The 15,594-nt window shown below is 71.5% G+C and carries 12 protein-coding genes; 8 read left to right on the top strand and 4 right to left on the bottom strand.

Annotation, left to right across the window (positions count from 1 at the left end; genetic code table 11):
• Positions 1 to 2: 2 nt before the first annotated feature.
• Together AC27LF_RS17355 and AC27LF_RS17350 are read right to left on the bottom strand one after the other, a co-directional pair.
• A complete protein-coding gene (locus tag AC27LF_RS17355; protein WP_479659887.1) occupies positions 3 to 1,133 on the bottom strand; it encodes an aminotransferase class I/II-fold pyridoxal phosphate-dependent enzyme in 1,131 nt (376 codons plus the stop codon).
• Positions 1,134 to 1,137: 4 nt separating this feature from the next.
• Positions 1,138 to 2,631 carry an alkaline phosphatase family protein gene (locus AC27LF_RS17350; protein ID WP_479662977.1) on the bottom strand — a complete coding sequence of 498 codons (1,494 nt, stop codon included), beginning with the start codon at positions 2,629 to 2,631 and terminating at the stop codon, positions 1,138 to 1,140.
• Positions 2,632 to 2,952: 321 nt separating this feature from the next.
• Here AC27LF_RS17350 and AC27LF_RS17345 point away from each other — a divergent pair, with 321 nt between their 5' ends.
• From AC27LF_RS17345 to AC27LF_RS17315, 7 genes are all read left to right on the top strand, one after another.
• On the top strand, positions 2,953 to 3,837 hold the full coding sequence (locus AC27LF_RS17345) for a MurR/RpiR family transcriptional regulator (protein WP_479659888.1): 885 nt from the start codon (positions 2,953 to 2,955) through the stop codon (positions 3,835 to 3,837).
• A gap of 13 nt (positions 3,838 to 3,850) precedes the next feature.
• Positions 3,851 to 4,525 (top strand): HAD family hydrolase, encoded by a 675-nt coding sequence (locus AC27LF_RS17340; protein ID WP_479659889.1) that lies wholly within the window; start codon positions 3,851 to 3,853, stop codon positions 4,523 to 4,525.
• Positions 4,526 to 4,648: 123 nt separating this feature from the next.
• Complete coding sequence (locus AC27LF_RS17335) at positions 4,649 to 5,800, top strand: aminotransferase-like domain-containing protein (protein ID WP_479659890.1); 1,152 nt, start codon at positions 4,649 to 4,651, stop codon at positions 5,798 to 5,800.
• Between the two features lie 34 nt (positions 5,801 to 5,834).
• Complete coding sequence (locus AC27LF_RS17330) at positions 5,835 to 6,881, top strand: succinylglutamate desuccinylase/aspartoacylase family protein (RefSeq protein ID WP_479659891.1); 1,047 nt, start codon at positions 5,835 to 5,837, stop codon at positions 6,879 to 6,881.
• Between the two features lie 32 nt (positions 6,882 to 6,913).
• Positions 6,914 to 7,837, top strand: a complete 924-nt coding sequence (locus AC27LF_RS17325) for an endonuclease/exonuclease/phosphatase family protein (RefSeq protein WP_479659892.1) — start codon at positions 6,914 to 6,916, stop codon at positions 7,835 to 7,837.
• Positions 7,834 to 9,144, top strand: a complete 1,311-nt coding sequence (gene aroA / locus AC27LF_RS17320; RefSeq protein WP_479659893.1) for a 3-phosphoshikimate 1-carboxyvinyltransferase — start codon at positions 7,834 to 7,836, stop codon at positions 9,142 to 9,144. Before AC27LF_RS17325 ends, aroA begins: the two co-directional genes overlap by 4 nt.
• Before the next feature lie 135 nt (positions 9,145 to 9,279).
• Positions 9,280 to 12,972 (top strand): family 78 glycoside hydrolase catalytic domain, encoded by a 3,693-nt coding sequence (locus tag AC27LF_RS17315; protein ID WP_479659894.1) that lies wholly within the window; start codon positions 9,280 to 9,282, stop codon positions 12,970 to 12,972.
• Positions 12,973 to 13,053: 81 nt separating this feature from the next.
• Here the strand turns inward: AC27LF_RS17315 and AC27LF_RS17310 are convergent, their stop codons facing one another.
• Positions 13,054 to 14,298 carry a TolB family protein gene (locus tag AC27LF_RS17310; protein WP_479659895.1) on the bottom strand — a complete coding sequence of 415 codons (1,245 nt, stop codon included), beginning with the start codon at positions 14,296 to 14,298 and terminating at the stop codon, positions 13,054 to 13,056.
• Between the two features lie 217 nt (positions 14,299 to 14,515).
• Here AC27LF_RS17310 and AC27LF_RS17305 point away from each other — a divergent pair, with 217 nt between their 5' ends.
• Positions 14,516 to 14,734 carry a hypothetical protein gene (locus AC27LF_RS17305; protein WP_479659896.1) on the top strand — a complete coding sequence of 73 codons (219 nt, stop codon included), beginning with the start codon at positions 14,516 to 14,518 and terminating at the stop codon, positions 14,732 to 14,734.
• Positions 14,735 to 14,760: 26 nt separating this feature from the next.
• Here AC27LF_RS17305 and AC27LF_RS17300 read toward each other — a convergent pair whose 3' ends face one another.
• Positions 14,761 to 15,594: a helix-turn-helix transcriptional regulator gene (locus AC27LF_RS17300; protein WP_479659897.1), complete on the bottom strand. Its 834-nt coding sequence runs from the start codon at positions 15,592 to 15,594 to the stop codon at positions 14,761 to 14,763.

The raw sequence follows: 15,594 nt of genomic DNA, 5'->3' as shown, positions 1-15,594 counted from the left end.
GGTCAGGTGTTCCAGCCGTTGAGGACGTCGGCCATGACCCGCAGTCCGTGGCGCAGTTGTGTCTCCTCGACGGCGAAGCTCAGCCGCACGTGTCCGGGCGCGCCGAACGACGTGCCCGGCACGGTGACGACGCCGGCGCTGAGCAGCCGGTCCGCCACCGCGATGTCGTCGGGGTGGAACCGGCGGACGTCGGGGAAGACGTAGAACGCGCCGTCGGGGGGTGTTCGGAACAGGCCGAGGGGTTCCAGGACGGCCGCGCACAGCCGCAGCCGGTCGCGGAGGGTGGCGCGGAAGCCGGCGGTGACATCCGGCCCGGTGAGCGCGGCGAGTGCGGCTGCCTGCGCGATGCGGCCGACGTTGGAGGTGGTGTGGGACTGGACGGCGGTCGCGGCGTCGACGATGTGCGCGGGGCCCGACATCCAGCCCACCCGCCAGCCGGTCATGGCGAAGGACTTGGAGACACTGCCGACCGTGACGAGCCGGTCGGCCATGGCCGGTTCGACCCGGCTCGGCGCCGGGACGGGCCGGAAGCCGAGGTCGACATAGGTCTCGTCCGACACGATCCAGATGCCGTGCCGGGCCGCCCAGGACACAAGGGCGCGCAGTTCCGACGGGTCGTAGACCAGGCCGGTGGGGTTGTTCGGCGAGCACAGCACCAGCGCCCGGGTCGACGGCGTCCGGGCCGCCTCCAGGTCGTCCGGGGTCACCTTCAGCTCGCCGGTGGACGGCTTGACGACCACCGGACGGCCGCCTGCGAGCCGCACCGACGAGGGGAAGGTGACCCAGTACGGCGCCGGGACCAGCACCTCGTCGCCCGGCTTGAGCAGCGCCATGAACGTGTTGAACAGGGCCTGTTTCGCACCGTTGGTGACCAGCACCCTCGATCCGTCCAGGGGAGCCGCGGCCCGCGGGGTGAGCCGGTCGGCGATCGCCTGACGCAGGTCGTCCTGTCCGCCGGTCGGTCCGTAGTGGTGGTTCTCCGGGTCGGCCGCGGCGTCGACGGCCGCGGCGACGACATGGGCGGGCGTCGGCAGGTCGAGTTCGCCCGCCGAGAAGTCGAAGACGTCGACACCCGCACGGCGCAGCCTCGTGGCGCGTTGGCGCAGTGCGGCGGTCGGCGACAGGGTGACCACGGGCCTATTCCTCGTTCCCCGAGTCGGCCTGCCGCCCGCCGGCGGCCGGTTCGGCACGGCCCTGCCGCGCCGGCTCGCGATGCTCGGGCGGCGTTGGATGGTCCGACACACCGCTCATCAGGTAGGAACGGCCCCCGGCCCGGCGCACGCTGACGGACGCCGCGCCGCGCCGGATCGTCCGTTCTTCCACGAGGGGTGCGGGGCCGTCGGCGGCATCGCGCAGCGCCTCGGACAGCACTCGGCCGTCGATGTCGTCGAGCGGCGCTCCGGTGACGAGCGCGTACGCGGTGGCGGCGATGTCGGCCGGTCCCGCGGGCTCGGTGCGCCGGGTGCGTGTCTTGAAGGCCGGTCCGTGGAGGATCAGCGGGATGCGCATGTCCGCCGGGTGGACGGTGCCGTGCACGCCGCGGTACGGCCGGGTTCCGGACGCCCGTGCGTGCAGGGCACGGGCCGGCGAGTCGGCGGGCTCGCGCTGGTCGGTCGGTTCGGTGCGCAGGGTGATGATCAGGTCAGGTGTGAACGGTGAGTCCCCGCTCACGGCAGGCGACAGCGGGAACGCGCCGTCGGGGCAGTGGGCGTCCGCGCAGAAGACGGGGCCCGCCCAGGGCTCCTGGGCGATCCGGGCTGCCATGTCGGACCGCAGGCGCGATGCCGTGCCCGGCTCGAAGTAGCCGAAGACCGCGCCGCTGTTGAACGTCGGTATGAATCCGTTCGGGGGCAGACCGGAGCGTTCGGCGATCAGGTCCAGCGTCTCGGTCAGCTCGATCGACTCGATGGTCTCGCAGAAGCCGTGGTCGGCGGTGACGATCAGATTGCACGCCCGGCCGGTGTCGAGCACGGCGGAGTGCAGGGCGTGTACGGCCCGGTCGGTCCGCCGGATCGCCTCGGTGCTGGTCGCCGACGTCAACCCGGTGGCGTGGTGGGCGGTGTCGGGTTGCCCGGACCAGAAGACCAGCAGGTCGGGAGCCTGCTTCGTGATCGAGACCACCCCTGCGGCGACCGCCCATTCCAGCGCCTCGTCGTCGGAGGCGGGGCGCGGCCCCAGGTCCTCGATCGCGGCCCTGACACCGGAGGGAACGGACCGGTGGACCTCGTGCTCGGGGCCGACCGAGGCGATCCTGGTTCCGTGTCCGGCGTCGCTGCCGGGATTGAGCAGGTAGGTGCAGCCGGCCGAGCCGTTGCCGATGACCACGGTGTCGTGGCCCGACCTGCTGAGCCGCTCCGCGACAGACGCCTGCGGCATGGCCCCGGCGCCGCGCAGCCGGCGCACATCGTCGGCGACTGCCGTGTCGATGTGACCCAGCTCGGGATGCCACATCCGGTTTCCGAGGACCCCCGTGCGTCCGGGATGGCATCCCGTCGCCAGCGTCGCGGCGTTGGTGCGGGTCAGCGCGGGGAAGGCGGCGACGGCGTGGTCGTAGGAGCAGCCCTCGTCGGCCGTGCGCGACAGAAACGGGGTGGTGGAGGGATGCAGAGCGGCCGGCCTGAGGCCGTCGATGACCGCGATCAGGGTGAGTGGTGTGGCGGGGATGGTTGTCTCCTTCCTCAGGGGCCACCGCGGGGCGCGCCGCGCTGGGTGGCCGTCCGGCTCAGGGGGCGTCGGTACTGCGGCCGCCCTGTGCCGGCGGTGCCAGGCTCAGAGGCGGGAATGGCGCGCGGACCAAGCCGCGGTTACCGAAGGATGAACTATCCAGTTCATCCAAAAGTTCAGGATGGATTATCCATTCCGTGCTAGTCTCCTGGCCGCACCGACAGTCGATCTGTGTTCGCACGCCGAAAAACGGCAAAAAAACGGCGAAATACGGCGAAAAGAGGCCCCGTGGTTGCAGCCAAGTCGTCCCTGGTGAGCGGCGAGTTCGTCACCCGTGCCCAAGCGGCACTGCCCAGCCTGGGTGCCACGGACAAGCGGGTCGTCGAGCTGATCCTCAGCGACCCCGAAGCGGTCGTACGCGGCTCGGTGACCGAACTGGCCCACAGGGCGGGCGTCGCCCAGTCCTCCGCGGTCCGCGCCTGCCAGCGCATCGGGTACCGGGGCTATCAGGACGTCAAGCTCGCCATCACCCGCGACCTCGCCCAGCAGGGCGAGCAGGAGCAGGAACTCGCCCACGAAGAAGGGATCGACGGCCGGACCCCGGCCGGCGAGATCCTGGAACGCATACTGCGCCGCAGCGGCCGGGCCCTGGTCGACGCGACACAGACCGTCGACCCCGAACCGCTGTCCCTCACCATCGACCGCATGGCGGTGGCCGCGCGGGTCCTCGTCGTCGGGAACGGGACCTCGGCCGCCCCGGCCCACGACGCCGCCTACCGGCTGTCCGCGCTCGGCCTCGTGACGACGTACCCCACGGACGTGATGGCCCAGCACCTGGCCGCACGCCATCTCGACGACTCCTGTGTGTGTCTGGTCATCAGCCACACCGGTGCCAGCCGTGAGTCGCTGCGGGTCGCCGAGGCGGCCCGGGCGGCGGGTGCCTTCGTCGTCGCCGTCACCAGCTTCACCAAGTCACCCCTGACCCGCGTCGCGGACGCCGCGCTGATCGCGGGAGCGCCCGAGTACGGCTTCCGACTCGAAGCCATGGCAAGCCGCCTCGCCCACCTGGGCATCGTCGACACACTCTTCGTCGGCATCGCGGTCCGCCGCCCCAAGGCGTCCACCACAGCACTCGACGTGATGGCCGACATCACGATCGAACACTCCCTGTAGAAGGAACACACCTGTGCCTCCTCAGCACGACACCTCCCGAGCGATAGACCTGGCCGTCCTCGACATGGCCGGCACCACCATCGCGGACAACGGCACCGTCGAACGCGCCGTGGACGAGGCCCTGTCCCTCGCCGGCCTCGACGCCATCACCCCGGAAACCCTCCGCCCCCTGCGCGGCATGGCGAAGAGTGACATGTTCAACCGCCTGACGCCCGACCCCCACAAGGCCGCCGCGGCGCACCGCGCCTTTGTCGACCTCATGCTCAAGGCGGTCCTCGCAGGAGAGCTGACCGCCAAGGACGGGGCCGAGGACGTCCTCGCCGGCCTGCGCGAACGCGGCGTGCGGACCTGCCTCATGACCGGCTTCGACGCCGCGGTCCAGGACGCACTCCTCGAAACCCTCGGCTGGCGCGATCTGGTCGACCTGACCGTCGCCCAGTCCGGGACACTCCGTGGCCGCCCCTACCCCGATCTGATCCTCTCCGCGGTCATCGAGCTCCGTGTCGAAGCGGTCCAGCGTGTCCTCGTCGCCGGTGACACGGTCAACGACCTGCTCGCCGGCACGCGCGCCGGAGCCGGGCACGTCATCGGTGTCCTCGGCGGAGCGCACGACCGCGAACACCTGCTCACCGCACCGCACACGGCCATCGCGGCCGACCTGAAGGACGTGCTCGGCCACCTTTCCTAGAGCGGACACGGCGGCGGTTTCCGGCGCGGGCGCGCTCGGCGCGAGCGCGCCGTCCGCCGGTGGGCGGCGACCACGCGGCTCACCGATCACCACGCTGAAGATCCTCGACAACCGGGAGGCCCCATGCACTCGCCCTACCGCCCGGCGCGGTACAACCTCGACGACCGCCGCGACGCCGACTCGCCGGCGTTCATGACGGGAACCCTGCCGCCCAAGGTGCCCGATGTCCTCAACCCGATCCTGCACCGCGCCGTCGACTCGGTTCTGGCCCAGTGCGATCCGATGGACCTGATCGGCTCCCATCAGTACAGGGGCGCCGAACGGGACCAGGCCGCCGCGGCGCGGTTCGTCGCCGGCCGCTTCCCGCACCCACCGGACCCGGAGCGGATGGTCGTCACCAACGGCACCCAGAGCGCGCTCATGATGCTCATGGCCGGACTCGTCGGCCGCGGAGGTGTCCTGGCGGTCGAGGAGCTGAGCTATCCGCCGGTCAAGGTGTTCGCCGACACCCTCGGCGTCCGACTCGTGCCCGTGCCGATCGACGCCGAGGGGATGCTGCCCGACGCCTTCGCGACCGTCTGCGCGACCCATGCTCCCCGGGCGCTCTACACCATGCCGAGCCTGCACAACCCGACCACCGGCACGCTGAGCGTGCACCGCAGACAGAGCATCGCCGAGACCTGCCGCCGCCACGGTGTCCGGATCATCGAGGACGACATCTACGGTGTGCTCCCGCCCAGCTCGCCGCCCGCCCTGTCCTCGTACGCACCCGAACTGGCCTGGTACATCGTCGGGACGGCCAAGTGCATCGCACCGGGCCTCAAGATCGCCTACGTGGTCGGCCCGAGCCACGAGGAGACCGGCAGGCGGTTCTGGCCCGGGGTGCGCGCCACCTACTGGATGGCTGCTCCGCTCAACGCCGCCGTCAGCACCGAACTGGTCGAGACCGGCCGCGCGGACGAGATCATCCAAGCCGTACGCGACGAGATCGCCTGGCGCCAGCACCGTGTGACCGAGGCCCTGACCGGCGCCACCTACCGTGCCACCGCGCACAGTCCGCACGTATGGCTTTCCCTTCCCCCCGACGTGCCGCGCGACCGGTTCGTGCGCACCGTCCTGGACCTCGGCGCCGAGATCGGAGCGAGCGACCAGTTCGCCCTCGACCCCGCGGTCACGGTGCCCAACGCCGTCCGCTTCGGAGTCGGTGGCCCCCGAACACGTCAGACCTTCGCGGCGGGCCTGGACGCCATCGCCGCCGCCTACGCGGCGCACTGACCGCGTACCGCCCGAGGAACACAGGAGCACCGCTATGTCTCGCACCCGCATATGGACCGACATCGACCTGGACGCCGACGGCCGGCAGGCGGGCTATCTGCGCCTGCCCCACTCGTCGAACGAGTCCGGCGCCGGCTGGATCCCCATCCCCGTCGTGACCCTCGGCAACGGCGACGGCCCCCGCATACTCCTCCAAGCCGGCAATCACGGCGACGAGTTCGAGGGGCAGGTCCTGCTGATCAAGCTCCTCCAGTCGCTGCGCGCCGAGGACATCCGAGGGCGCGTCATCATCCTTCCCGGCGTCAACGCGCCTGCCGTCAAGGCCGGTTCGCGCTGTTCGCCGCTCGACGGCGGCAACCTCAACCGGCTCTTCCCCGGTGACCCCGACGGAACACCGACCGAGATGATCGCCCACTATCTCGAATCGGTGATCCTGCCCCGGGTGGAATTCGTCTTCGACTTCCATTCGGGCGGAAAATCCACCGAGTTCATCCCCATGGCTCATGCCGTCCTCAGCCAGAACCCCGAGATGCGCAAGCGAGTCCTTGAGTTCTTCCGTGTCTTCGCCATGCCGCACAGCACCGTCATCGACGGACTCATGGGCGGCGACCAGCGACTCCTCGGCGCCTGCGAACGCGCCGGAGTCCACCACATGTCCACCGAACTCGGCGGCGGCGGTTCCGTCTCCCCGGCCTCCGTACGCCTGGCGGAACAAGGTGCCCTGCGGCTGCTCGACCACCTCGGTGCCACCCGGCGACCGCTGGCCACCGAGCCGCCCGGACCCACCGCCTTCTACCGGCGCCTGCCCCAGCGCGACTACATCTACAGCCCGGCCGGCGGCATCTTCGAGCCCTACGCCGAACTCGGCGCCACCGTCCGCGCCGGAGACCCCGCCGGTGCGATCCACTTCTACGACGAGCCCTGGCGTGAATCGGCGCGGGTGCGGTTCACCGCAAGCGGAACCGTACTGGCCAGGCGAGTCCCGGCGCGCACGGAGATCGGCGACCAGCTCTTCACCCTCGGGGTCCCCCTCGACCCCGACAGCGATGCCGCGGCCGGTCCGACGCGGACGGCGAGCTGATGCACCAGGGGCACCCACGGGGACCGGAACCGGTGACGCAGGCGGCGAAGGCCGCTCCGGCCGGCCGGCTGTCCCTGCGCATCGCCAACTGGAACGTGCACTGGATGCACGACGACCACCGAAGCCGCCGACACCGGCTCGTCGAGGAACTGGGCCGCCACGACTTCGACGTGATCTGCCTTCAGGAATGCTGGAGCGACGGCGACGACAGCCAGGCCAGGCGTCTCGCCGCCGACCTCGGACACCCCTACTTCGCCTACCTGCCGGTGCGGTGGAACGGCGCGCGCAGCCAGGGCCAGGCCGTGTTGTCCCGCCATCCGATCAGCGAAGCACACGCGGTGGAGATACCCGACGAGACGATGCACCGCCGCGGCTGCACCGCCGTCCTGGACACCGCGCTCGGGCGGCTGCCCGTCCTGTCGGCCGGCCTGTGGGGCAACGCGAAGATCGCCTGGCACCAGCGCGTGATCGCCGACCGGCTGCGGCCCTACCGCACGATCGTGAGACACCTTCAGTGCATCGAGAGCGAACTGCCGCCGCTCGTCGGCGCGGACCTCAACGCGGAACCCGACAGTGGCGAACTGCGCTGGCTGACCGGTGCCGACGCCGGAACGGCCGCCGACACGGGCCGCGAACTGTACTTCGCCGACACCTGGCCGGCGGACCACGGCCGCGGACACACGGTCGACGCGTCGACCAACCCGCTGGTGACCTTCGCCCGGGGACGCTGGCGCACCGACTACCTGCTCGCCGGTACCGCGCCCCGGGACCGCTACGTGCACGGCTGGACCGTCGAGGACTGCGGGCAGCTCGGCGTCGGTCTCGACAGGCCCGCCTCCGACCACTACGGCCTGTGGTCCGAACTGCTGGCCGTGCCGCTGCCCACGGCGCCGGCCGCCGTCTGGCGGCCGGCCCACGAGCCACCGAGCGTGGGAAGGACCGGCCCCGAGGCATGAACCCCGAACTCTCCCCGCGGCAGCACGACGAGAGACCGCGGCGCGGGCACGGCGGACGCCTCCCGGAGGGCGGCTACCGGTTCCAGGACGCCCCGGGTTCGAAGTCCATCACGGCACGCGCGCTGTTCCTGGCGGCGGCGGCCCGAGGAACGACGGTGCTGCACAAGCCGCTGGTCGCGGACGACACCCTGGGGTTCGCCGAGGGCCTTGCCGCGCTCGGCTACCGGCTGGACCGCGCGCCGGACCGGTGGACCGTCGAGGGCCGCCCACAGGGACCGGCCGCCGAAGAGGCGGCGGTGTACTGCCGCGACGGCGCCACCACCGCGCGATTCCTTCCGGTCCTGGCCGCGGCCGGTCACGGCGTCTTCCGCTTCGACGCGTCCGCCCAGATGCGCCGCCGCCCCCTCGGCCCGATCACCCGGGCACTGCGCGCCCTCGGGGTCACCGTCATCCACGGGGAACAAGAGGGCCACCACCCGTTGACCATCCACGCCGACGGGATCAGAGGCGGGCACATCACGCTGGACGCCGGACGGTCGTCCCAGTTCCTCACCGCCCTGCTGCTGGCCGGCCCGCTCACCGAGCGGGGGCTCACCATCACCGTGACCGACCTGGTGTCCGCGCCCTACGTCGACATCACACTGGCGATGATGGAGACCTTCGGGGTGCGGGTGCACCGCGACGGGGACACCTTCACCGTGCCCGCCCGGCCCTACACGGCCACCGCCCACACGGTCGAGCCTGACGCATCCACGGCGAGCTACTTCCTCGCGGCCGCCGCGCTCACCGGCCGCCGCGTCACCGTCCCCGGACTCGGCGCGGGCAGCCTGCAAGGAGACCTGCGCTTCGCCCAGGTGCTCGCGAGGATGGGCGCACAGGTCACGCTGACCGAGGACGAGGTGAGCGTCACCGGAGCCCCGGGCGGACGGCTGACCGGCATCACCGTGAACATGCGTGACATCTCCGACACCATGCCCACGCTCGCCGCCCTCGCACCGTATGCCGACGGCCCGGTCCGGATCGAGGACGTCCACAACACCCGGATCAAGGAGTGCGACCGGCTCGAAGCCTGCGCCGGGAACCTGCGCGCCCTCGGGGTCCCGGTCCTGCTCGGACGGGACTGGATCGAGATCCGGCCCCGCCGGCCCCGCCCGGCCCGCATCGCCTGCCACGGCGACCACCGCATCGCCATGGCCTTCAGCGTCACCGGCCTGCGCACCCCCGGCATCACCCTGGACGATCCCGGATGTGTGAAGAAGACCTTCCCCGGTTTCCACCGGGCGCTGGACGACCTCCGCAATTGCTGAGCCAGACCGTTGTGTCACGGCAGGGGCAGTTCGTAAGCTGACCGTTCGTAGGGGGTTGAAACGATTCAACCCCCAGGGGGAGGGACACCCCCTCCCGGCGCACATCGTCGTGCGCGTACGAAAGGACTCTCAGCCGTGGCCGAGGACAACAGAACCCCGCTGAGCCGCAGGCACCTGCTCGGCATCGTGACGGCGGCAGCGGCGGGGGCCTCCCTCCCGCTCGCCGCCACGAACGCCGTGGCGGCGGACGGCACGGCACCCGCCGGGCGCGGTCTGCCACCCGCGGACCTGCGGGTCAACTCCCGCCGCCGACCCCTGGGTACCGAGACCACGCCGGCGTTCAGCTGGGTGCCTTTGGTGGCCCGGCAGAGCGCGTACGAGATCGAGGTCGGCACCGGGCCCGGCAGGGCGGACGTCTGGCGCAGCGGGAAGGTGACGGGCCCCGACAGCGTCGAGGTGGCCTACCGGGGCGGCGCGCTGCGCTCCGAGCAGAGGTACTTCTGGCGCGTCCGCACCTGGGACGAGCACGGCACCCCCGGCGCCTGGAGCGAACCCGCCCCCTGGGAGACCGGCCTGCTCAAGGGCGAGAAGGACTGGGCGGGCGCGCGCTGGATCGGCGGACGGCAGCCGCAGGACCACGACTGGGAGGACCTGACCGCGACCGTCGTCTTCCGCGGCGGCGCCGACCCGGCCAGCGGGCTGGCCCTGCTGCTGCGCGCCGAACCCATCGGCAAGACCTGGGGCGAGGGCCTGAACTGGACCATCCGGCGAAGCGGCGACGCCATGCAGCTGGTCATGACGACCGGCCACTACGCCGGCAACACCTGGGTGGACGACGGCACCTCCGCACCGGACTGGGGCGTCGACCACTACGACCCGCAGAGCGAGACCAATCCCACCACCGCGGGCACCCGCAGCGTCCCCGTCGGCACCGTCACCCTCCCCGCGTCGGCCGGACTGACCAAGGACACCTGGGCGCTGCGCGATCACACCGTGGTGGTGACGGTGCGCGGGCTCACCGTCACCACCACGGTCAACGGCGTCGAGGCCGACCGCCGCACGCTCACCGGCGACCAGATCCGCCGGCACGGCAGCTTCGGCTTCGCCGGCGGCACCTCGGCCACCGTCCGCAGCGTCGAGGTCACCGGCACCGGCGCCCCCGACTTCTTCGCCGATCTCACCACGGGAGCCAACCCGTTCGAGGCCGGCATCGGCACCCTCGACGGACTGACCTTCCCGCCCAAGAACCCGTACGTCCCCAGCAAGAACGCCGTCCTGCCCATCGCCAACCCGGCACCGCTGCTCCGCCGCGCCTTCACACTGCCCCGCGGCCGGCACATCGCCCGGGCACGCCTCCACCTGAGCGCCGCGGGCAACGTCACCTGCACCGTCAACGGCGACCCGCTCACCGTCGACGGCCGGCGGGCGGACCGGGACGGCACCCAAGTGCCCCGGCTGCTCACCGACCAGAGCACCTACGACCGCACGGTCCTCTACGACACCTTCGACGTCACCGCACTGCTGCGGGCGGGCCGCGAGAACGTCGTCGCCGCTGAACTCGGGCGCGGCTGGTACGGGGTGACGACACCGCAGGAGTGGTACTGGCAGCTCGCCCCCTACGCTGGAGCGCCCCGGCTGCGGGCGAAACTCGTGGTGACGTACACCGACGGCTCGGCCACCACGCTCGTCACCGACGAGGACTGGCTCACCGCCGACGGGCCCACCACCTTCGACTCCGTCTACTCCGGGGAGAAGTACGACGGCCGACGAGCCGAAGAACTGGGGCAGTGGCGCTCGGCCGGCCACCGCACGGGAGGCGACTGGCGTCCGTGCACCGTGCTGATCCCACCGGGCAGTTGCTTCGGCCCCTCGCCGAAGTACCACGGCGCCCTGCCGGCCACCAAGGTCCCCGAGGGCTTCACACCGGCCGTCCTGCGGGCGCACGAGGCGGAGCCGGTGCTGGTCGACCAGATCCTGCGCCCCGTCTCACTCACCGAGTCCGCGCCCGGCTCCGGGACCTGGATCCTGGACTACGGGCAGATCCTCACGGGCTTCGTCCGTCTGCGGCTGACCGGGGTACGCCCCGACAAGGAAGGTCTCGCCCTCCGCGTCCGCGGCGGCAACCGGATCACCGGCGGCGACGGCACGGCAGGCGCACCGCTGTCCGTCGAGGAGGAGAACTTCCAGCACGACGCCGACCTCCAGACGCACTACTACACCCTCGGCAGGCGGCCGGAGCAGACCTGGGAACAGCAGTTCAGTCACTTCGGCTTCCGGTACCTGGAGGTCCGCAACCTCGAAGCGGTCCTCGGCCGCGCACCCGACCTGAAGCGCGACGCCGGCCTGCTGACCGTCGCCGTCGCCCGCTCCGGCTTCGCCCGCACCGGCACGTTCACCACGGACAACGCCCTGATCAACCGCATCCAGCGCAACCTGGAGTGGGCCGAGCAGAACAACCTGGTGCAAAAACCCACCGACACCCCGTCGCGGGAGAAGAACGGCTGGACCGGCGACGCCATGGCCAGCTCCGAGTCCCAGTCGCTCACCTGGGACGTCAACGGGGTCCTGACCACCTACCTGCGTCACTTCCCCGACGCCCAGATCTCCACCGGCCAGCTGCCCATGATCGTCCCCGTCGCCAAGGGCGGCTACGGCTACGACCGCACCCCCGGCTGGGAGGCGACGTGGAAGGCGGTGCCGGCCTGGGACTCCGCGTACTTCGTCATCCCGAAGGAGCTGTACGCCCACTACGGCAACAGCAGCCTGTTCGCCGAGCTGTACGACCACCAGGACACCCTTCTCACCTACTACGAGACGCTGTTCACCCCCGAGAACGACTACACGTTCGAAGCCTCCCTCGGCGCCTACTCCGGCGCGGAGAGCCCCGGCAGCAACGCCGTCATCAGCCTCGCCTTCTACATCCACTTCTGCGACTACATGGACGAGGTCGGCCGCCGCCTGGGCCGCACCGAACGCGCCGCCCACTACGCGCGGCTGGCGCGCACCCTGCGCAGGGCGTTCATCGCGAACTACTGGGACGCCCGGCAGGGCCACTTCACCAAGGGCAGCATCTCCAGCGAGAACACCCTGGCCATCGCCTTCGACCTGGTTCCCGGCTCGGACCTGGACCCCGACGACCCGCGCCATCTGGCGGGCACGAAGACACTCGCTCAGAACAAGAAGGCCCTCGCGAAACTGCTCGCCGACCGCATCGCGGGCGCGGACCACCACCTCCAGAACGACATGTACGGCTCGCGCTACGAGTTCAACATCCTCAGCGAGTACGGCTACACGGACATCGCCCTCAAGGCCGTCACCCAGACCGGCGTCCCGGGCTACGTCCACCAGATCGCCAAGGGCGCCACCTCACTGTGGGAGCAGTGGACCGACCGGCTCTCCGTCAACCACCACTACCGCTCCAACGTGGCCACCTGGTTCTACCAGAGCCTGGCCGGCATCAAGCCCACCTCGACCGCCTACGAAACGCTGCGCATTCGCCCGCACATCCCCTCGGTTGCGGTCAACAGCCGTGTGCCGAAGGACATTCAGGACACCGACCTGGCACCCGCCACGCTCGACCATGTCAGCGCCCGCATCGACACCGTGCGCGGCAGGGTCGCCTCCCGGTGGCACCGCCGTTCGGACGGCAGGGTCGAGCTCGCGGTCACGATCCCGTACAACACCGAGGGCGAGATCTGGGTACCCACTCAGGGCAAGCCGGTCACGGCACCCCGGGGGGTCACCTTCGTCCGCGACGACACCTGCGGGCAGGCCGCCTACAAGGTCTACCGGGCCCGAGCGGGTTCGTACCGCTTCAACGCCGGCTGATCCGGCCGGCCCGGGCCCGTCGGCCCGGGCCTCGGTCCGGTGTGCACCGAGGCCCTCAAGGGGCCGCCGCCCGCCGCTGTGTCACCGGTCGCGCCAGGCGAGCGTCGCCGACGCCGTCTTCCAGGGGCCCTTGAGCTCCGTGGCCCCGCCCGTCGCCAGGTCGATGATCCCCACCTTGCCGTCACCCGTCACATAGGCGACGGTGCCGGCTCCGGCGCGCGGGTCCACGGTGACCGGCCCGCCGGCGGGGCGGGAGAGCGGGCCGCCCTTGCCCACGGCGAGCGGCATCGACCGTCGCTTCACGGTGGCACCGGTCTTGCCGTCGACCCTGGTCACCAGATAGTCGTACGTGCCCGTGTCGGGCGATACGGGTACGGCGCCGACGAGTTGGCAGGTGCCCGGGAGGAACGCCCAGAAGGCCCCCCGGTCGGCGAGCCGGGTGGCGGTGAGGTCCTTGCCGGCCGTCTGCGGGTTGTCGGCGTAGTCCCGGTAGGCCAGCGCCCGCGAGTCGACGAGCAGCGGCCGGCCCGGCTTGCGGGCCGAGTTCGGCACGGGCGAGGGGGTGACCGAGACGGACTGCTCCGGGTGGAAGTCGAGCAGCACGCGGTCGCGGCAGGCGCCGCTTGCGGTCCACCGGGCGAGCAGCTTGGTCAGTTCGGGTTTCTTCGTGTCGACGCGGGCCACGATGGTCGTGTCCGCTTCGGCGGCGCCGATCGATTCCGCCGTGTCCTCGCCCAGACCGTCGAAGGCCAGGCGCTTGTTGTCGATCCACTGCGCGCAGGTGATGTCGGAGGCGGCCGCCACATCGTGGTAACTCGGCGCGGAGGCGAGGTTGTTGAGGTCCCGCTGTCCTTCGCGCCACTGGGACACGGGACGGCCGGACACCAGGCGCCCCGTGCCCGAGGCGTCGTAGACGAACACACCGCGCTCGACGGTGAACGCCACATGCTTCCCGTCGGGCGACCAGGTCGAACAGAGCGAATCGTCGGCCATGCCGGGGTCGGTGGCGCGCTCCTCGCCGATGCTGCCCGCGGTGTGGGCGGCGTGGGCCTGGCCGGTGCCGATGTCCTTGACGTACATGATGCCGCGTGACACATAGGCCAGATGACGGCCGTCGGGGGAGAGCGAGACGGAGGCCACGGGCAGGTTGGCGGCGGTGTCGCTGAGCAGGGGCCGCGCGGAGCCGTGGGTCACCTGCCACACCGTCGCCGAGCCGTCCTCGGCCGTGCCGGCGACGAAGAGCGTGCCCGTCACGTCGGGCGCCGCGATGTCCGGCGGCTCGGGGCCCGAGGAACAGGCACTCAGCGTCAGCAGCGCCACTGCCATGGAGGCGGCTGCCTGTATGAGTCTGACGGGGCGGGTCACGGTGGTCGGCTCCGATCGGCTTCGGTTTCGCGTGCACTGTGCACCGACTATATTCCGGGCCGGCCCTGCGACTTGCGCGTTCGGCCCGGCCCACCCGGGGCCCGGGCAGGAGCGAGATCACCGCCTGACAGGCCGCGCTCTTCGCCGGTCGCCCGGACAAAGTCCCCGGCAGGTCGCCATGGTGCACGCACAACGGCAGCTCACCGCGGCACTCGACGCCCTGGACCGCGCCTTCGCCCGTGCAGCGCCCTTCGCGGTCACGGGCTGCGCCTCTTGCCACGCGGAGCAGGACCTCATCGAGCTGTCCGGCCCGCTCCACTCGATGTCCGACGACCTGGTGTCCGCTGCCGCGGCCGAGGTGCCCAGCCACGGGGAGGACTTCGCACGCCTCGGCTGACCGACGGCCTCAAGGCGGCGGGGGCACTACGAGATGGCCCGGAGCCGGCCCTGGGGGCGGCGGAGTCGGTCCAGCTCCTGCGCCGTCCGGTCGTCCGCGGCCAGGAAGACGACCAACTGCTGTGCGTCGGTGGGAAGTTCCAGCGTCTCGCGGACCATGCGGAGTTCTGGCCCGGCCGGGTGGTTGAGCCGGAGCACTCCGCGCGGCGGGATCGCGTGGCCGTGCAGACGGCGCGTGAAGTCGGGGCCGGCCACCGGGGCGAGCTGTGCGGTGAACCACTCGGCGTTCTCGACGGACGGACCACGCCACAGGTCGAAGGCCCGCTCGTCGGCGACCGCCTCCCAGTCGGCGAAGAACGCCCTGGCGCGGGGGTCGGTGAAGACGTAACGGGTGAGGTTCGGGCCATCGGCGTCGAGCAGCCCGGTGCCGCCGGTCAGGGACGCGAATCCGCTGGTGTGGGCGAGCACGTCGCCCAGCCGGTTGGTCACCATGGCGATGCCCGGTTCCAGGAGCCGGAGCATCTGCCGGACGGACGGTCGCACGTCCCGGCTCGGCGGCGCGGGCCGGGTACGGTCGGAACACACACCCCCGGTGATCTTCGCGAGGTAGCGCAGATGGTCGCGCTCCGGCGGGCCGAGGCTGAGCGCGTCGGCGAGCGCGTTCACCACGGCCACCGAGGGATTGCGGTCACGGCCCTGCTCGATGCGGGTCAGATACTCGACGCTGATTCCGGCCCGTGCCGCGAGGTCCACCCGGCGCAGCCCCGGCGACCTGCGGCGGCCGTGATCCGGCAGCCCCAGCGACTCGGGCTGGATGCTGTCGCGCTTGGCCCGGACGAAATCCCCCAGTGGCGTACCCAT

The sequence above is a fragment of the Streptomyces diversicolor genome (assembly GCF_057537855.1).
This window is presented reverse-complemented; position numbering and strand designations above follow the sequence as displayed.